Origin of the sequence: Pseudomonas sp. TWP3-2 (assembly GCF_049897765.1) — a bacterium.
Lineage (GTDB): Bacteria > Pseudomonadota > Gammaproteobacteria > Pseudomonadales > Pseudomonadaceae > Aquipseudomonas.
The window spans coordinates 1-18010 of sequence record NZ_JAFCWW010000008.1; the positions used below are offsets into that span (position 1 = coordinate 1).

An 18010-nucleotide genomic window follows, 5' to 3' on the forward strand; every position below is an offset into this window, starting at 1 on the left:
GGGTTTTACAACAACGAACGGCTGCACTCGAAACTGGGATATCTGCCACCGACCGTTTATGAGCGGGCGATGGCGTCAAAACCACCTATCGAGGTGCCCGGAATTAGTTGACCACTGCAGCTCTTGGCTTTGCTGCAGCGCTTGAACCCTTTCCTTCATCGGCGCATCTTTGTCCTTGTCGCAAAACAAGAATAAGGAACCGTCATGTTCGATATCAGCACGTTCCCGCAAGCCGATGCCGTCCGCCGGGCTGCGCAGTTGAGTCAGGACGACTACCGGCGTCTGTACCGCCAATCGATCGAGCACCCCACTGAATTCTGGGCCGAGCAGGCCACGCGTTTTCTCGCCTGGAGCGCACCATGGAAAACCGTCCAGCGCTATGACCTGAAAACCGGTGAAGCCGCATGGTTTGCCGGGGGCAAGCTGAACGTCAGCTACAACTGCATCGACCGCCACCTCGAACAGCGCGGCGATCAGACTGCCTTCATCTGGGAAGGCGACGACCCCGCCGAATCGGCGCAAATCACCTACAAAAAACTCCATCACCACGTCTGCCGTCTGGCCAACGTGCTGAAAAGCCGTGGTGTGAAGAAAGGCGACCGGGTGTGCATCTACATGCCGATGATTCCCGAAGCCGCCTACGCCATGCTCGCCTGCGCGCGAATCGGGGCGATTCATTCGGTGGTGTTCGGCGGTTTCTCTCCGGACTCGTTACGCGACCGGATTCTCGATGCCGACTGCCGCACCGTGATCACCGCTGACCAAGGCGTGCGCGGCGGCAAGTTCGTGCCACTGAAACAGAATGTCGACAAAGCGCTGCAAAGTTGCCCGGACGTCAGCACGGTGGTGGTAGTCGAGCGCACGCAAGGCGAGGTTGATTGGGTCGAGGGCCGCGACCTCTGGTATCACCAGGCCGTGCGCGATGTCAGCGACGATTGCCCGCCGGAACCGATGGACGCCGAAGACCCGCTGTTCATCCTTTACACCTCCGGCAGCACTGGCAAACCCAAAGGCGTGCTGCACACCACCGGCGGCTACTTGCTGCAAGCGGCGATGACTTTCAAATACGTACTCGATTACCGCGACGGTGAAGTGTTCTGGTGCACCGCCGACGTCGGCTGGGTCACCGGCCACAGCTACATCGTTTACGGGCCGCTGGCGAATGGCGCGACCACGCTGATGTTTGAGGGTGTGCCGAGCTATCCGAGTTCGTCGCGCTTCTGGGAGGTGATCGATAAACACAAGGTCAACATCTTCTACACGGCACCGACCGCCCTGCGCGCGCTGATGCGCGAAGGTCCTGGACCGTTGCAGGAAACGTCCCGACAAAGCCTCAGATTGCTCGGCAGCGTCGGTGAGCCGATCAACCCGGAAGCGTGGGAATGGTATTTCAACGTGGTCGGCGAGCAGCGTTGCCCGATTGTCGATACGTGGTGGCAGACCGAAACCGGCGGCATCATGCTCAGCCCTTTGGTCAGCGCCCAGCGGATCAAACCGGGCTGCGCCACGCAACCGATGTTCGGCGTGCAACCAGTGTTGCTCGATGAACAGGGCAAGGAAATCAAAGGCGCCGGCAGCGGCGTACTGGCGATCAAGTCCAGTTGGCCGGCGCAGATCCGCAGCGTCTACGGCGATCCGCAACGAATGATCGATACCTATTTCAAACCCTACCCCGGCTACTACTTCACCGGTGACGGCGCACGCCGCGACGAGGACGGCGATTACTGGATTACCGGGCGCATCGACGACGTGATCAATGTCTCCGGCCACCGCATCGGCACCGCCGAAGTGGAAAGCGCGCTGGTGCTGCACGACAGCATCGCCGAGGCCGCCGTGGTCGGTTACCCGCACGACGTCAAAGGTCAGGGTATCTATGCTTTCGTCACCCCCATGAACGGCGCCGAACCAAACGACGCCCTGAAAAAACAACTGCTCGAACACGTCAGCAAGGAAATCGGCAGCTTCGCCAAACCGGATCTGATCCAGTGGGCGCCGGCCTTGCCGAAAACCCGTTCAGGCAAGATCATGCGCCGCATCCTGCGCAAGATTGCCTGCAATGAACTCGACAGCCTTGGCGACACTTCGACCCTGGCCGATCCGAGCGTGGTTCAAGGGCTGATCGACACGCGCCTCAACCAGTAAACTGCCCGGCGCGGTCATCCGGCCGCGCCCGCCCTTCACCAATGAGTGGTCATGGAATTCATCCGCAGCCGTATCGAAAACCAACTCATGAGCCTGACCGGTCTGTCTCTCGGTCAGCTCGACCTGGAAAACCCCAAGGGCGATCCGGGCCTGTTCGGCCCGGACTCGATCAGTTGGCAAGTGCACGGCGACTTCAGCAGCATGTTGATTGGCGGCATCAGTGCCTTGCTGCTGCAAGCCTTGCATCCGCTGGCATTGGCCGGGGTCTGGGATCACTCGAATTTCCGTCAGGACATGCTCGGGCGTTTGCGCCGCACCAGTCAGTTCGTATCCGGCACCACGTTCGGCTCGCGCCGCGACGCCGACTGGCTGATCGAGAAAGTGCGCACCATTCACCTGCAAGTGGTCGGCACTGCGCCAGACGGCCGCGCGTATGCGGCCAGCGACCCGGATCTGCTGACCTGGGTGCATGTGGCTGAAGTCAGCAACTTTCTCGCCGCTCATTTGCGCTATCGCAACCCGCAGTTGTCGCTGACGGATCAGGATCGCTATTACGCGGAGATTGCCGTCATCGCCGAACGCCTGGGTGCGCGCGATGTGCCGAAATCCCGCCAGGAAGTCGCCGACTATCTGCAACGCATGCGCCCGCAATTGCTGTGCGACGAACGCAGTCGCGAAGTGCTGCGGCTGTTGCTCGATGCGCCGGCGCCGAGCCGGATGGCGCGGCCGTTTGGCGACTTGATGATGAAGGCCGGCATCGACCTCTTGCCGGACTGGGCCAGCGACATGCTCGATGTGCGCCAGAACCCGTTGCAGCGGCAACTGATCCGCGCCAGCGTCAAGCGCAGTGCGCCAATGCTGCGCTGGGCGATGCGCAATGGCTCAGTGCAGCGGGCCAAGCGGCGGATGGGGCTGAGCTGAGGCGCAGTAACTGCTAAACTCCCGCGCCCCGATTCCCACCAGCAAGGCGCAAGCATGTCTTCCCTGAATCAGGCGCTGCGCGCCGCCCTCGATCAACGCCAGGATCTGCTCGCCGAGCTGCACAGCCAGGGCACCGATTGCTATCGGCTGTTCCATGGCAGCCAGGAAGGCGCCGGTGGCCTGACCATCGACCGTTACGGCCCGCAATTGCTGGTGCAAAGTTTCCACCAGACGCTGGAGCTCGCCGACCTGCTGCAACTCCACGCGACGGTGAATGACGTGTTGGGGCTGCAAACCCTGCTGGTTTACAACGACCGCTCGCGTGGCAATTCGCGCATCGACCGTGAAGACAGCGTCTACCGCGCCGAAGATGCCGCACTGGTGGATATGGTCGGGCACGAATGGGGCTTGAACTATCGTGTACGCGGACGGCATGCCGGGCAGGATCCGTTGCTGTTCCTTGATCTGCGCAACACCCGCGGCTGGGTCAAGGACCACGCCAAAGGCAAAAGCGTGCTCAACCTGTTTGCCTATACCTGCGGCGTTGGCCTGAGCGCTGCGGCCGGCGGCGCCAGCGAGGTGTGCAACCTGGATTTCGCCGAGGGCAATCTGGCGGTCGGCCGTGAGAACGGTCTGCTCAACCCGCAACTGCCGAGCATGCAATTCGTGCAGTCCGACTACTTCCCGGCGATTCGCCAACTGGCCGGCCTGCCGATCAGCCAGCGCCGCGGGCAGAAACTGCCGAGCTATCCGCGCCTCGAACAGCGCCAATATGATCTGGTGCTGCTCGACCCACCGGCCTGGGCCAAGAGCGCGTTCGGCACCGTCGATTTGCTGCGCGACTATCAAAGCCTGCTCAAACCCGCCCTGCTGAGCACCGCCGACAACGGCGTGCTGATTTGCTGCAACAATCTGGCGAAAGTCAGCATGGACGATTGGCGCGATCAGGTGCTGCGCTGCGCGGAGAAGGCCGGGCGCCCGGTGCGTGAGTGCAGCGTGATGACGCCGGGACGCGACTTCCCCTCGCTGGATCAGCAGCCGCCGCTGAAAACCCTGATCCTGCAGCTCTGAGGCAGATCCCGGAACTTTGCGACCGAACAATCTGAACAATCCTGTCTACCGTCGGGTACTTCGGAACCGGAATGGCGTGCCATACTCCAAGGCACTCCGATTCAGACAGATGAAGCCGCACATGCCCAAAGGATTGATTCGCGCGATTGGCGCACTGTTGACCGCTCTGGCCCTCTACAGCCTGCTGGGGTTTCTGATTTTGCCGGGCATTGCACTACGGGTGGCCAACCAGCAATTGGCCAACTACGCCACGGTACCTGCGCATATCCAGCGCATCGAACTCAACCCGTTCAGCCTTGAGGTCACCCTCTGGGGGCTGGTCATCGGCGAGCCGGGCAAGGAACAGGTCGGCTTCGAACGCCTGTACGCCAACCTGCAACTCGACAGCCTGTGGACCAAAGCGCTGCACCTGTCCGATATCGAACTGGACAAACCCAAGACCGAAATTCTCTTCGCCAAAGACGGCAAGCTCAACCTGCTGGGGCTGTTCAAGATCCCGGCGAGCGAGCCGACCCCGGTTGACCCGAACGCCAAACCGTTCCCGCTGCGCATCGAGCGCATCAAGCTGACCAGCGGCAACGTGCATTTCCAGGACGCGCGTCCGAGCGAACCGATCGAATTTCTCTACGACAAACTCGACTTCGAGCTGAAAAACCTCAGCACCCTGCCCGATGACAACGCCGACATGACGCTGGTCGCCGCCGGCCCCGCTGGCGGCCAGATCGACTGGACCGGCAATTTCAGCCTGATCCCGATCGCCTCCGAAGGTAAGTTGAAAATCACCGACGGCCAGATGAAAGTCTGGTGGCCGTACGTCCGCGACTCGCTGCCGCTGGTGCTGGAAAACGGCGTGCTGAACCTGAGTACCGACTACAAGCTCAACCTGTCGAAACAAACCGAACTGCTGCTGAGCAATGTCGCGGTCAGCGTCGCGCCGTTTGCGATTAAAGCTCCGGACGGTCGGAAGTTGGCGAAGCTTGAGCGCCTCGACATCAGTGAAACCTCGATCGATCTGGCCAAGCAGCAAGTGGTGGTCGGCAAGATCCGCAGCCAGAAACTCGAAACCTGGGCTGCGCTGGAGGCCGACGGCCAACTCGACTGGCAGAAACTGTTCGCCAGCCAGCCGTCGAAGCCTGCCGCCAAAGCCGCCGCCGAACCCAAGAGCACGCCAGCCGCCGCCGACTCGCCGAAGCCCGAGCCAACTGCACCGAGCAAACCGTGGCAAGTGCTGCTCAAGGACGTGCAACTGCGCAATTACCAAGTGCACCTCGCCGACCGCAAGGCACAGCCGCCGGTAGCGTTGGAAGTCGGTCCACTGAACGTCGATCTGCAGAATTTCGACAACCTCAATGGCTCGCCTTTCAACCTCAAGCTCGATACGGGCCTGGGCAAGCAAGGCAAGATCAGCGCCGACGGCGTGGTCAATCTGGCGCCAGTGACTGCTCAGCTCAATGTGAAAACCCAAGACATCGACCTGCGTGTCGCCCAGTCCTACATCAACCCGTTCATCAAACTCGAACTGCGCAGCGGCATGCTCGGCAGTGACTTGAAGGTCAATCTGAAAAGCACCGATCCGCTGGCACTCAGCGTCACCGGCCGCGCGCAGATCGATCAACTGCACACCCTCGACACCCTGAAGACCCGTGACTTCCTCAAATGGCAGCAAGTGGTGCTCGAAGGCTTGAATTATCAACATGGCGACAGCCTGTCGATCGACAAGGTCAACCTGTTCCAGCCCTACGTGCGCTTCATGATCAACGACGACCGCAGCACCAACGTCGACGATCTGCTGATCCCGCAGCCTGCGGATTCCGCAGTGAAACCGGCGGCAGCGAAAACCGCCAGCAATGAAAAACCACTGGGCATCCATATCGGTGGAGTCGCGATCAATGACGGCTCGGCGAACTTCGCCGACTTCAGCCTGACGCCGAATTTCGCCACTGCGGTTCAGCAGCTCAACGGCCAGATCGGCACCATCGACAGCCGCCAGGTGAAACCGGCCACTGTCGATATCAAAGGCAAGGTTGACCGTTATGCGCCGGTGACCATCAAAGGTGCGGTGAACCCGTTCGACCCGATGGCCAGCCTCGACATCACCACCAGTTTCAAACGAGTAGAGCTGACCACGTTGACGCCCTACTCCGGCAAATTCGCCGGGTATCGCATCCGCAAGGGCCGGCTCAATCTCGATCTGCATTACCTGATCACCAAGGGTCAGCTCAAGGCCGAAAACAAAGTGGTGGTCGAGCAACTGCAACTGGGTGAGAGAGTCGACAGCCCGGATGCCGTGAGCCTGCCGCTGAAACTTGCAGTCGCCTTGCTCAAGGACGTCGATGGCAAGATTTCCATCGAGCTGCCGGTCACGGGTGACCTGAACAACCCGCAGTTCAGCGTGATGCCGATTGTCTGGCAGACCCTGCGCAACTTGATCGTCAAAGCTGCCGCCGCACCGTTCAAGATGATTGGCGGGCTGGTCAGTGGTGGCGGTTCGCAAGACCTCGGCACCGTCTCGTTTGCACCGGGTTCAAGTGACCTGAGCAAAGACGCCGAAGCGGCGCTGGTGAAGCTCTCGCAAGCACTGAAGGAACGTCCGGCCCTGCGTCTGGAAATTGAAGGCACCGCAGCGAAAAGCAGCGATGGCCCCTTGCTCGCCGAACAGCGTCTGGAACGCGAATACCAGTACAACTATTACAAAATGCTCCAGCGCCGTGGCGACAAGGTACCGGCGCAGGCTTCGTTGATTGAGGTGCCGGACGGCGAGAAAGGTCCGCTGCTCGAAGGCATCTACCGCACTCGCCTGAAAACCCAGCCTCCGGCAGAATGGAAGGACCTGGGCAAGGAAGAACGTACCGCCAAGATGCGCGCCGGGATCATCGAGTTCTGGAGTTCCAGCGAAGTATTGCTGCGCCAACTCGGCCAGGATCGCGCCAGCAGCATCAAAGACTATCTGGTCGACAAAGGCCAGTTGGCGGACGACCGCGTGTATTTCATCGACACCACACTCGGCGAAGCTGAAAGCGACGGTCGGGTGGTCACGCAAATGCATCTGGATGCCGAGTGATGAATTGCAAATGGTTGGCTGCAATGGCGCTGACACTGGCTACAGGCGAGGCGTCGGCGTCAGATACCTTGCGTTGCGGCAGTCAACTGGTAAGCCTCGGCGACCGCTCCAGTGAAGTGCTGCAGAAATGCGGGGAGCCGGTCAGCCGCGATCCGCTTGGCTACAAGCGCAGTGCCAATCGGCGTGAGGAATTTCAGGTCGAGGAATGGACCTACGGCCCGAACAACGGCATGTACCAATACTTGCGCTTCGAAGGTAATCGTCTGCGACAGATCAACAGCAAACGCGGAAATTGAAAAAAGCTCGCAGGCTGCGAGCTTTTTTGTTTCGCCAATAGAACAGGCCCCGACACAAGTGTCGGGGCCTGCAATGACCACATTCCATGTGGCCGTTCGCATGAACTCTAAAGGTGCGACAGACGTATTGCTCGGCCCGGCTGTCGCGTCTTCTCCCGGTTCAGGCGAGAAGTCTTGCCTTACTCGGCTTTCAGGCCGTCAGCGGCGACCGCTTTAACGCCTTTGATTTTCTTGGCGATAGCTACAGCCACGTCTTTCTGCGATTCAGTGACAGCAGTAGTCGAGGAGAGCGAAACAACGCCTTTGTTGGTTTCTACTTTGATGTCGGTACCAGGAATGCCTTTTTCGGTAACCAGGTCGGCTTTGACCTTGGTGGTGATCCAGGTGTCGGAGGTGTCTTGTTTCATTTCAGTAACTTCGCCAGCCGCGAGAGTCATTGGAGCCTGGGTGGCTTGAGTCTGGGCAAATGCACCGGAAGCCATGGTCAGGGTCAGCGCGGTAGCAGCAGCGGCAGTGATAGCGAACTTCTTCATACGAGTAACTCCTGTTTTTCTGGAAAGTCTGCTGCGTGTCTTGTCAGCAGGGTTACGGTAGATATTGCGAAGGCTGTGCCAACTTTTCAAAAGACAAAATATTCATATAAATCAATGCGTTAACAAAACAGTAAATTTTCGGAATCATGCAAATTGCATGAGACTCGATAAAACGACATGCAAGTTGCAGGTTTTGGGAAAGTTCCTAAGACGCTGAAATTATTGAAGCTTTTGTTAAGTGCTGCACAAATCAAAATGCCCCGCAACGCGGGGCATTTGTTTTACCAGACCTGGCGGATTACGCGCCGCTGGCAGTGCAGCCTTTAGGGGAGTATTCCGCGTTCACTGTCGTTGCACAGGTCCACACGCCTGATGTGGCCCCAGTGGCCGCGCCGGAGCGGCTGAGTGTGATCGTTTTACCCAGCACCGGACCGGGTGCGTTGAGCAACGTGCAAGTGATCGAGCCGGCTCCCGTAGAAGCTGTGCCGGTAGCCGCGAGTGTGCAGTTGGAGGTCGTCGCCGCAGCACCACCCGCTACCAGCGTCAGCGTCGGATCAGTGCCCTGATTGATGGTGTCTTCAAATGGCACTTTCAAAGCGCTGATCTCTGCCAGACCCGCCGTCACCTTGGAGCGCGCCTGATACTTGGAATACTGTGGCAGGGCGATGGTCGCCAGAATGCCGATGATCGCCACTACGATCAGCAGCTCGATCAGCGTGAAACCTTTTTGGTTGTTCATAGACAGGCTCTCCATGCATGAGTCGAAGTCTCATGATCTGACAAGGACTCAGCACAGCCCATGCCAACCGCCGCAAGGCCCCGAACGCAGGGGGCGAAGGCGCTGCAAGGCGCCGTCCTACAACTCGTAACCGCACTATCTGACGCTTTTTGTCACCTGCACCCACCGTGTTTTGTGCTGTCACTTGACTAGGCTATAAGTCATGAACTGCAAGCGCACGGAATCCCCATGAACGACATCGCTCTGAGCGGTCTGGCCAAACAACTGGTACAGGCCGAACTGCTCACGGAAAAAAGCGCCCAGCACGCCTGGCAACAGGCCCAGCGCAATCGACTGTCGCTGGTCAGCTATCTGGTGCAAAACAAACTGGTGAAGAGTTACCAGGTCGCCGAGATCGCCTCCGAGCACTTCGGCATGGCCTTCATGGACCTCAGCTGTCTGGACAAGGAAACCCAGCCCAAAGGCCTGGTCAGTGAAAAACTGGTGCGTCAACACCATGCCCTGCCCCTGTGGCGACGCGGTAACAAACTGTTTGTGGGGATTTCCGATCCGAGCAATTATCAGGCAATCAATGACATCCAGTTCAGCACCGGGCTGAGCACCGAAGCGATCCTGGTCGAGGACGACAAGCTCAGTGATGCCATCGAGAAATTCTTCGACACTCACACCAGCGGTCTGGAAGACATGGCCGATGTCGACCTTGACGGGCTGGACGTCGAATCCATTGATGAAAACAAGCAGGACGCCATCGGCGGGATGGACGCCGACGATGCGCCCGTGGTGCGCTTCGTGCACAAGATGCTGCTCGATGCGATCAAAAGCGGCTCTTCCGACCTGCACTTCGAACCCTACGAGAAATCCTACCGGGTTCGCGTGCGCACCGACGGCATCCTGCGCGAAGTGGCCAAGCCACCGATTCAACTGGCGGGACGGATCGCCGCGCGGCTGAAGGTCATGGCCAGCCTCGACATCTCGGAACGGCGCAAACCACAGGACGGCCGGATCAAGCTGCGTCTGTCGAAATCCAAATCGATCGATTTCCGGGTCAACACCCTGCCGACCCTGTGGGGCGAAAAAGTCGTGATCCGGATCCTCGATCCGTCCAGCGCGCAGATGGGCATCGACGCCCTCGGCTACGAGCCGGAGCAAAAAGACTTGTACATGGCCGCGCTCAAGCAGCCACAAGGGATGATTCTGGTGACCGGCCCGACCGGTTCAGGCAAAACCGTTTCGCTGTATACCGGGATCAACATCCTCAATACCGTCGACATCAATATCTCCACCGCCGAAGACCCGGTGGAGATCAACATGGAAGGCGTCAATCAGGTCAACGTCAATCCGCGCCAAGGGCTGGATTTCGCCCAGGCGCTGCGCTCGTTTCTGCGTCAGGACCCGGACGTGATCATGGTCGGCGAGATTCGTGACCTCGAAACTGCAGAGATCGCCATCAAAGCGGCGCAGACCGGGCACCTTGTGTTGTCCACGCTGCACACCAACAGCGCCGCCGAAACCCTGACCCGTCTGCACAACATGGGCATTCCCGGCTTCAACATCGCCACCTCGGTCAGCCTGATCATCGCCCAGCGTCTGGCGCGCAAGCTGTGCAGCCACTGCAAGAAACCCATCGAAATTCCGCGCGAAACCCTGATCAAGGAAGGCTTCCCCGCGGAACGCATCGGCAGTTTTACCCTCTATGAGCCCGTCGGATGCGATCTCTGCAACAACGGCTACAAGGGCCGTATCGGCATTTATGAAGTAGTGAAGAACACCCCCGAGCTGCAACGGCTGATCATGGCCTCGGGCAACTCGCTGGAAATCGACGCGCAGATGCGCCGCGACGGCTTCAACGATCTGCGCACCTCGGGCCTGATCAAAGCCATGCAAGGCATCACCAGCCTTGAAGAAATCAACCGGGTCACCAAGGACTGAACATGGCGGTCAAGGCAGCAAAAATCAGCGTCTATTCCTGGGAAGGCATGGACAAGAAAGGCAGTAAAGTCACCGGGGAGTTGAGCGGGCACAACCCCGCGCTGATCAAGGCACAACTGCGCAAGCAAGGGATCAACCCGGGCAAGGTGCGCAAGAAATCCGCGTCCTGGCTGAGCCTGGGCAAACGCATCAAGGCGCAGGACATCGCGCTGTTCACCCGGCAGATGGCGACCATGATGAAGGCCGGCGTGCCGTTGTTGCAGTCGTTCGACATCATCGGCGAAGGGTTCGATAACCCGGCCATGCGCAAATTGGTGGACGAGGTGAAACAGGAAGTCGCCGCGGGCAACAGCTTCGCCGCCGCGCTGCGCAAAAAGCCGCAATATTTCGATGAGCTGTATTGCAACCTGGTGGATGCCGGCGAGCAATCCGGCGCCCTCGACACCCTGTTGGAGCGGGTCGCCACCTACAAGGAAAAGACCGAACGGCTCAAGGCCAAAATCAAGAAAGCCATGACCTACCCCACTGCCGTAGTGCTGGTGGCAGCGGTGGTCACCGGAATTCTGTTGGTGAAAGTAGTGCCGCAGTTTCAGTCGGTTTTTTCCGGTTTCGGCGCTGAGCTGCCGGCATTCACCGTGATGGTGATCAGCCTGTCGGAGTTCATGCAGCAATGGTGGTGGGCAATTCTGGGCGTACTGATCGCGGCGTTCTTCGGCACGCGTCATGCGCTGAAAACCTCGCAGACTTTTCGCGACAAGCGCGACACCTGGCTGCTGAAGCTGCCGCTGGTCGGCACACTGATGTACAAATCGGCGGTGGCGCGCTTTGCCCGCACTCTCTCGACCACTTTCGCCGCCGGGGTGCCGTTGGTGGAGGCGCTGGATTCGGTGGCCGGTGCCGCCGGTAACGTGGTGTTCAAGCGTGCGATATTGCGCATTCGTCAGGACGTATCCACCGGCATGCAGCTGAATTTTTCGATGCGCAGCACCGGGGTGTTCCCGAACATGGCGGTGCAGATGACGGCCATCGGCGAGGAGTCCGGCGCGCTGGATGAAATGCTCGACAAGGTCGCCGGATTCTACGAGGAGGAAGTGGATAATATGGTCGACAACCTCACCAGCCTGATGGAGCCGTTCATCATGGTGGTGCTCGGGGTCATCGTCGGCGGTCTGGTAGTGGCGATGTATCTGCCGATCTTCCAACTCGGTTCAGCGATCTGACATGCCCATCGACGAATTCCTCAGCCTGTATCCGCTGGCCTTCACCCTCACTGCTCTGGTGCTGGGGCTGGTGGTCGGCAGCTTCCTCAACGTGGTGATCTGGCGCCTGCCGAAAATGCTTGAGCGCGAATGGCGCCAGCAGGCCCATGACGTACTCGGCTTGCCCGGCGAAACACCGCTGCCGACCTACAACCTGATGCTGCCGCATTCACAATGCCCGCACTGCGGCCACCGCATCCGCGCCTGGGAAAATATTCCTGTGCTCAGTTACGTGTTGTTGCGTGGACGCTGCTCAAGTTGCGCAGCACCGATCAGCAAGCGCTATCCACTGACCGAACTGGCTTGCGGCCTGCTCTCGGCCTTCATCGCCTGGCATTTGGGTTTTGGCTGGCCGGCCGGTTGGTTGATCGTGCTCACTTGGGGCTTGCTGGCGATGAGTCTGATCGACACCGAGCACCAACTTTTACCGGATGTGCTGGTATTGCCGCTGTTGTGGCTGGGGCTGATCGTCAACAGCTTCGGGCTGTTCGCTTCGCTGCACGATGCGCTGTGGGGCGCGGTGGCCGGTTACATGGCGCTGTGGTCGGTGTTCTGGCTGTTCAAACTGATCACCGGCAGGGACGGCATCGGTCATGGCGATTTCAAGTTGCTGGCGTTGATTGGCGCTTGGGGTGGCTGGCAGATTCTGCCGCTGACCATCCTCCTGTCATCGCTGGTCGGCGCGGTGATCGGCGTGATTTTTCTGCGCCTGCGCGAGCAAAAAACCTCGACACCGATCCCCTTCGGGCCGTTTCTGGCAATTGCCGGCTGGATCGCTTTGCTCTGGGGTGGTCAAATAACCGGCTTCTATTGGCAGTTTGTCGGTTTGCAATGAACACCTCTGTGAAACAACCCTGGATTCTCGGCCTGACCGGCGGCATCGGCAGCGGCAAAAGCGCGGCGGCCCAGCACTTCATCGACCTCGGCATCCATGTAGTGGATGCCGATCACGCGGCGCGCTGGGTGGTCGAACCGGGGCGCCCGGCTCTGGCGAAGATTGCCGAGCATTTCGGCGCTGGCGTATTACAGGCGGATGGCACGCTGGATCGCGCGGCGCTGCGCATACTTATCTTTGAAGTCCCAGAGGAACGGCGCTGGCTCGAAGCCTTGCTGCATCCGCTGATCGGCGAAGAGATCGCACATCATCTGGCGCTGGCAAAATCGCCCTACGCGATTCTGGTATCGCCGCTGCTCATCGAGTCCGGGCAATACGCGATGACTCAGCGCATCCTGGTGATCGACGCCCCGCAACAACTGCAGATCGAACGCACCTTGCAGCGTGACCAGACCAGCGAGCAGCAGGTTCAGGCAATCCTCAAGGCCCAATCCAGCCGCGAAGACCGCGTGAACCGTGCCGACGACGTGGTGGTCAACGACCGCGACCTCGCCTGGCTGCACAGCGAGGTCGAACGCCTGCATCACCTTTACCTGACTTTATCCGGAGGCCAAGCATGAGCCAGATCCCAACCGTAGAATGCCCGACCTGTGGCGCCCCCGTGGAATTTACTCCAGCGAACAAAGCCCGCCCGTTCTGCTCGGATCGCTGCAAGCTGATCGACCTCGGCGCCTGGGCGTCGGAAGAGCACAAAATCCCGGTTGCGCCGGATGCCGAAGATGAATTGTTTTCCGGCGATTTCGATCCGCGTCACTGAACCCGGATCAAGACTTCGGATCGTCATCCTTCCACGGCGCCGACAGGTAGCGCGTGCGGTTGAAGGTTTCCAGCCATTCCGGGCTGAACACCACCAGCGCGCTGACCACCATGCCATTGATGAAGGCCTCGGGGAAAATGATCAGCCACAGGTAACCGATGAAATCTTCCAGCCACTCCGGCATGGCGAAAATGCCGTCGTACCAGAGCAATGTCAGGCTGAGCAGCAGGCACAGCAGCGCCGATAGCGCGGCGGCGAGAAACCCCGAGCAGAAGATATACACAAACGGATTACGCGGCTGGGCGCGCTCGACGAGGATCGCCACGCACTCGGTGATCAGCACCGGCAGCAGAATAAACAACGCACCGTTGACCCCGAGCGCCGCCAGATCCTGACGCCCGAGCAGCACCAGACCGATCTGCGCCACCAGCCCGCCGACAATTGCCAACGGCCAATCGAGCAGCAATGTGACGGCGGTCATGCCGATGAAGTGGTATGACACGCCAGTATCGAAATCCCTGCGCACCAGCCACAGCAGAAACAACGCGAACACCGTGCCGAACAGCAAATGCTGCCGGCGACTGTCGCTGAACAGCTCGACCCACGGCGCACGCCAGATCGCCCACAGCAGCACCGGCAGATAAATCAGCCAGCCAAGTGTCAGGCTTGTGGATAACAGCAGTTCGGCACCGATCATGACGACATCACCTTGACTCGCACCGCATCCTCCATGGATTTGCGTCCTGTGCCGAAGTCTACACCGCCACCGGCGCGTCATCAGCCCAAGCAAAGCTTTCTGCTTGTCGCATTTGAACGCTAAGCTTGGGCCTATGGATGACTCAGATTACCTACGCCTGCTGACCATCGCGGCCGAGCAAGCCAACGCGTTCCTGTCCAATGCCCGCAAATGGGAGCGTGAGCGTTGGGTCTGCCAACGCCTGCTGCAAGGCTTGAACATTCCGTATCGCGCCGACGAATTCGCCCCGGCCGGGGAGCCACCGGACGTGCTGTTTCGCGATGCCAACTTCGAAGTATTCTTCGTGCTCGACGAGGGCCGCAGGCTCAACGACGAATGGCGCGATGAATTGCAACGGCGGCGTAGCGCGTTCTCCCTGAGCCAACTGGTACGCCGCGAAGCCAAACCCAAACGGATTCCGGCCAACGAATTCCTGCTGCGCCTGGCACCGACCCTGCGCAAGAAGGCGCACAACTACAAGGAACGCGGGATGGATCTGGGCGAGCTGGACATCATTGCTTTCGCCAGCCTCAAGCGTGAAGTGCTGGATTTGAACAGCCACTTTCCACCGCCGACCGAATATCTGCGTCAGGGCTGGCGCTCGCTGTCGCTGGTCGGGCCGACTTTTGCCCGCGTGCTGTTCGCGCATCCGGATGCACCGGACTTTCTGCGCAGCAACCTCGGACGCAGCATCGTGTTCGATGTCGGGATCAGCCTGTGACACCACTTCAACAATTGATCGCTGATGTTCCACAGACTGGCCGGGTGCGCTGGATCGGCGTGCGTCCCGAATCGCGTGGGCCAATGATCGAACTCGATGCAGTCGAAGCTCGGCTGGAGGCAGGACTGACCGGTGACCACGCGCGCCCCGGCGTACGCAATGCGCGGCAGGTGACGTTGATTCAGTGGGAACACCTGGCAGTGATCAGCGCTTTGATGGGCCGCCCGAGCGAGCAACCCGTCAAACCTGAAGATCTGCGGCGCAATCTGGTCATAAGTGGCATTAACCTGTTCAGCCTCAAGGGCCGGCGCTTTCGCATTGGCCAGGCGATTTTCGAAACCACCGGCTGGTGCCAGCCCTGCGCACGCCTGCAAAACAACCTCGGCCCCGGCACCTTTCAAGCGGTGCGCGGGCATGGCGGAATCACCGCGCGAGTGTTACAAAGCGGGATCATTCGCCTCGACGATAGCGTGCTCGTCGAACCGCTGCCGGACAGCGGCTATGCTCCGTTCAACCCCGGTTGAAAACCGCTGTAGCTTCTGCACATTCAGCAACGTCTACCTGACGAGGCCTTTATGACCAGCCGCCTGAACCCCGATGACCAAAAGCATGTCGAAGAGTACCTGCATCTGTCCCAACACCGAGTCGAGCGCCGGCCTTTCCGGCCGTGGATGCTCCTGGTGCTGGTGCTGGCAGTGACCATTGGTCTGGGCTTGTTGAGCCGATTTATCAGTTACCTGACGCTATGAGCTGCCTCGCGCTCGCTTGGGTAACCGCACCGATTTCCTTTAAAAACCTTGCGAGTTATCCCTATGTCCCATCGTATTGTTATTGTCGGCGGCGGCGCCGGCGGTCTGGAGTTGGCTACCCGTCTGGGTAAGACTCTGGGCAAACGCGGCACGGCCAGCGTGATGCTGGTCGACGCGAACCTGACGCACATCTGGAAACCACTGCTGCACGAAGTGGCCGCCGGATCGCTGAACTCTTCCGAAGACGAACTCAACTATGTTGCCCAGGCCAAATGGAACCACTTCGAGTTTCAGCTGGGGCGCATGAGCGGGCTTGATCGCGCCTCGAAGAAAATTCAGCTAGCGGCCACTTACGACGAAAACGGCGTCGAACTGGTGCCCGCGCGTGAAGTGGCTTATGACTCGCTGGTGATCGCAGTCGGCAGCACCACCAACGATTTCGGCACGCAGGGCGCGGCGCAGCATTGCCTGTTCCTCGACACGCGCAAACAGGCCGAGCGTTTCCATCAGCAGTTGCTGAATCACTACCTGCGCGCGCATGCCGGACAGACCGATACGGTCGAGCAGATCAGCGTGGCCATCGTCGGCGCTGGCGCCACGGGCGTCGAGCTGGCGGCCGAACTGCACAACGCTGCCCATGAACTGGCGGCTTACGGTCTGGACCGGATCAAACCGGAAAACATGCACATCACCCTGATCGAAGCCGGGCCACGGGTGCTGCCTGCCCTGCCGGAACGTATCGGCGGGCCAGTGCACAAAACCCTGGAGAAGCTGGGCGTCAACGTGATGACCAACGCTTCGGTCAGCGAAGTCACCGCCGACAGCCTGATCACCGCCGATGGCAACGAGATCAAGGCCAGCCTGAAAGTCTGGGCGGCCGGTATTCGTGCGCCGGGCTTCCTCAAGGACATCGACGGTCTGGAAACCAACCGCATCAACCAGCTGCAAGTGCTGCCGACTTTGCAGACCACCCGTGATGAAAACATCTTCGCCTTCGGTGACTGCGCCGCTTGCCCGCAACCGGGCACCGACCGCAACGTGCCGCCGCGCGCTCAGGCTGCGCACCAACAGGCGTCGTTGCTGGCCAAATCGCTGAAACTGCGCATCGAAGGCAAGACACTGCCGGAGTACAAGTACACCGACTACGGTTCACTGATTTCGCTGTCGCGTTTTTCCGCTGTGGGTAACTTGATGGGCAACCTGACCGGCAGCGTGATGCTCGAGGGCTGGCTGGCGCGGATGTTTTACGTGTCGCTGTACCGCATGCACCAGGTGGCGCTGTATGGGCCGTTCCGCACGGCGATGCTGATGCTTGGCAGCAAGATCGGGCGCGGCACCGAGCCACGTTTGAAACTGCATTGATGTAAAACCAGCTGTATGAAAAAGCCGCGCTTTCCTTTTGAAAAGCGCGGCTTTTTTCATGTCTGCAGAACAGCGCCATAGTCTGTTCATAAACGAAACACAAAAAAAATCCCCGTATCTTTCGATACGAGGATTTTTAATATGGTCGGGGTAAGGGGATTCGAACTCCTGACATCCTGCTCCCAAAGCAGGCGCGCTACCGGACTGCGCTATACCCCGGTAAAAAAAAGGCGACCTTTCGATCGCCTTCTTCGATCAGCGCTTTTGGCGTCTGATCTTAAGATTCGATCCCAGCGTTAACTGGTTTCAAAAATGGTGGGTCGTGTGGGATTCGAACCTACGACCAATTGGTTAAAAGCCAACTGCTCTACCAACTGAGCTAACGACCCAAAAATGGTCGGGGTAAGGGGATTCGAACTCCTGACATCCTGCTCCCAAAGCAGGCGCGCTACCGGACTGCGCTATACCCCGGTTTGAAATTGGCTCCGTGACCAGGACTCGAACCTGGGACCCAATGATTAACAGTCATTTGCTCTACCGACTGAGCTATCACGGAACTACATATTTCAATTTACAACGGTGAAACTTGCAGCTTCTCGACACCGCTTTCGCATCGCTGCGTTAGTGTGTCTGAGGCGCGCTATTCTACAACCTAGAACACCTCTGTCAACCCCCTAAATCGCTTTCAAGTTAATGATTTGCAACTTATTTCAGATTCCTGCTCGGTGAGCTGAAACCCTTGTGGGTGACTGACTGCGGGGCGCACTTTACAAGCCTTTTCCTTAGAGTTCAACAGCCTGGCGAAAAAAAGGCCTCGCAATGCGAGGCCTTGATTACAT

The 18010-nt window shown here is 59.3% G+C and carries 17 protein-coding genes and 4 tRNA genes; 14 read left to right on the forward strand and 7 right to left on the reverse strand.

All coding sequences use genetic code 11. From position 1 onward, the window contains the following. Window positions 1–204 precede the first annotated feature (204 nt). From acs to ACP7EE_RS13750, 5 genes are all read left to right on the forward strand, one after another. The gene (gene acs, locus ACP7EE_RS13730; protein WP_426234913.1) at window positions 205–2142 is read left to right on the forward strand and encodes an acetate--CoA ligase; all 1938 of its coding nucleotides are present in this window, start codon (window positions 205–207) and stop codon (window positions 2140–2142) included. 51 nt (window positions 2143–2193) lie between these two features. After that, window positions 2194–3063 carry an oxygenase MpaB family protein gene (locus ACP7EE_RS13735; RefSeq protein ID WP_426206715.1) on the forward strand — a complete coding sequence of 290 codons (870 nt, stop codon included), beginning with the start codon at window positions 2194–2196 and terminating at the stop codon, window positions 3061–3063. Window positions 3064–3117: 54 nt separating this feature from the next. Further along, entirely contained in the window at window positions 3118–4134 is a 1017-nt protein-coding gene (locus ACP7EE_RS13740) for a class I SAM-dependent rRNA methyltransferase (RefSeq protein ID WP_426234914.1), read from the forward strand. A gap of 109 nt (window positions 4135–4243) precedes the next feature. Next, on the forward strand, window positions 4244–7195 hold the full coding sequence (locus ACP7EE_RS13745) for a DUF748 domain-containing protein (protein ID WP_426234915.1): 2952 nt from the start codon (window positions 4244–4246) through the stop codon (window positions 7193–7195). Continuing rightward, the gene (locus ACP7EE_RS13750; RefSeq protein WP_426234916.1) at window positions 7195–7491 is read left to right on the forward strand and encodes a DUF2845 domain-containing protein; all 297 of its coding nucleotides are present in this window, start codon (window positions 7195–7197) and stop codon (window positions 7489–7491) included. Before ACP7EE_RS13745 ends, ACP7EE_RS13750 begins: the two co-directional genes overlap by 1 nt. A 179-nt stretch (window positions 7492–7670) precedes the next feature. Here the strand turns inward: ACP7EE_RS13750 and ACP7EE_RS13755 are convergent, their stop codons facing one another. Then, the gene (locus ACP7EE_RS13755) at window positions 7671–8024 is read right to left on the reverse strand and encodes a BON domain-containing protein (RefSeq protein WP_420648417.1); all 354 of its coding nucleotides are present in this window, start codon (window positions 8022–8024) and stop codon (window positions 7671–7673) included. Window positions 8025–8322: 298 nt separating this feature from the next. Next, window positions 8323–8763 carry a pilin gene (locus ACP7EE_RS13760; RefSeq protein ID WP_420648418.1) on the reverse strand — a complete coding sequence of 147 codons (441 nt, stop codon included), beginning with the start codon at window positions 8761–8763 and terminating at the stop codon, window positions 8323–8325. 228 nt (window positions 8764–8991) lie between these two features. Between ACP7EE_RS13760 and pilB the strand changes: the two genes are divergently transcribed. Genes pilB through yacG form a run of 5 tightly spaced genes read left to right on the forward strand, consistent with a single transcriptional unit; the run spans window position 8992 to window position 13603 of the window. Then, the gene (gene pilB / locus ACP7EE_RS13765) at window positions 8992–10692 is read left to right on the forward strand and encodes a type IV-A pilus assembly ATPase PilB (RefSeq protein ID WP_426234917.1); all 1701 of its coding nucleotides are present in this window, start codon (window positions 8992–8994) and stop codon (window positions 10690–10692) included. A 2-nt stretch (window positions 10693–10694) separates the two neighbouring features. Further along, complete coding sequence (locus tag ACP7EE_RS13770; protein ID WP_426234918.1) at window positions 10695–11912, forward strand: type II secretion system F family protein; 1218 nt, start codon at window positions 10695–10697, stop codon at window positions 11910–11912. A gap of 1 nt (window position 11913) precedes the next feature. After that, the gene (locus tag ACP7EE_RS13775; RefSeq protein WP_426234919.1) at window positions 11914–12786 is read left to right on the forward strand and encodes a prepilin peptidase; all 873 of its coding nucleotides are present in this window, start codon (window positions 11914–11916) and stop codon (window positions 12784–12786) included. Beyond that, a complete protein-coding gene (gene coaE, locus ACP7EE_RS13780) occupies window positions 12783–13406 on the forward strand; it encodes a dephospho-CoA kinase (protein ID WP_426234920.1) in 624 nt (207 codons plus the stop codon). The genes ACP7EE_RS13775 and coaE overlap by 4 nt, the downstream gene beginning before the upstream one ends. Next, window positions 13403–13603, forward strand: coding sequence for a DNA gyrase inhibitor YacG (gene yacG / locus ACP7EE_RS13785; RefSeq protein WP_420648423.1), 201 nt, complete (start codon window positions 13403–13405; stop codon window positions 13601–13603). Before coaE ends, yacG begins: the two co-directional genes overlap by 4 nt. 7 nt (window positions 13604–13610) lie before the next feature. Here the strand turns inward: yacG and ACP7EE_RS13790 are convergent, their stop codons facing one another. Continuing rightward, window positions 13611–14300, reverse strand: coding sequence for an energy-coupling factor ABC transporter permease (locus ACP7EE_RS13790; protein ID WP_426234921.1), 690 nt, complete (start codon window positions 14298–14300; stop codon window positions 13611–13613). 133 nt (window positions 14301–14433) lie between these two features. Between ACP7EE_RS13790 and ACP7EE_RS13795 the strand changes: the two genes are divergently transcribed. From ACP7EE_RS13795 to ACP7EE_RS13810, 4 genes are all read left to right on the forward strand, one after another. Beyond that, the gene (locus ACP7EE_RS13795) at window positions 14434–15060 is read left to right on the forward strand and encodes a DUF1780 domain-containing protein (protein WP_007909887.1); all 627 of its coding nucleotides are present in this window, start codon (window positions 14434–14436) and stop codon (window positions 15058–15060) included. Then, window positions 15057–15584 (forward strand): MOSC domain-containing protein, encoded by a 528-nt coding sequence (locus ACP7EE_RS13800; protein WP_426206703.1) that lies wholly within the window; start codon window positions 15057–15059, stop codon window positions 15582–15584. Before ACP7EE_RS13795 ends, ACP7EE_RS13800 begins: the two co-directional genes overlap by 4 nt. A gap of 51 nt (window positions 15585–15635) precedes the next feature. Beyond that, window positions 15636–15809, forward strand: coding sequence for a DUF3094 domain-containing protein (locus ACP7EE_RS13805; RefSeq protein ID WP_060543358.1), 174 nt, complete (start codon window positions 15636–15638; stop codon window positions 15807–15809). 63 nt (window positions 15810–15872) lie between these two features. Beyond that, window positions 15873–17171 carry an NAD(P)/FAD-dependent oxidoreductase gene (locus ACP7EE_RS13810; RefSeq protein WP_420648426.1) on the forward strand — a complete coding sequence of 433 codons (1299 nt, stop codon included), beginning with the start codon at window positions 15873–15875 and terminating at the stop codon, window positions 17169–17171. Between the two features lie 142 nt (window positions 17172–17313). On the opposite strand, the gene ACP7EE_RS13815 is transcribed toward ACP7EE_RS13810, so the two are convergent. The 4 genes from ACP7EE_RS13815 to ACP7EE_RS13830 all read right to left on the reverse strand — a co-directional run bounded on the left by ACP7EE_RS13815 (window position 17314) and on the right by ACP7EE_RS13830 (window position 17727). After that, window positions 17314–17390, reverse strand: a tRNA-Pro gene (locus tag ACP7EE_RS13815). A gap of 94 nt (window positions 17391–17484) precedes the next feature. After that, window positions 17485–17560, reverse strand: a tRNA-Lys gene (locus tag ACP7EE_RS13820). A gap of 5 nt (window positions 17561–17565) precedes the next feature. Beyond that, window positions 17566–17642 (reverse strand) — tRNA-Pro (locus ACP7EE_RS13825). A 9-nt stretch (window positions 17643–17651) separates the two neighbouring features. After that, window positions 17652–17727 (reverse strand) — tRNA-Asn (locus ACP7EE_RS13830). Window positions 17728–18010: the final 283 nt, after the last annotated feature.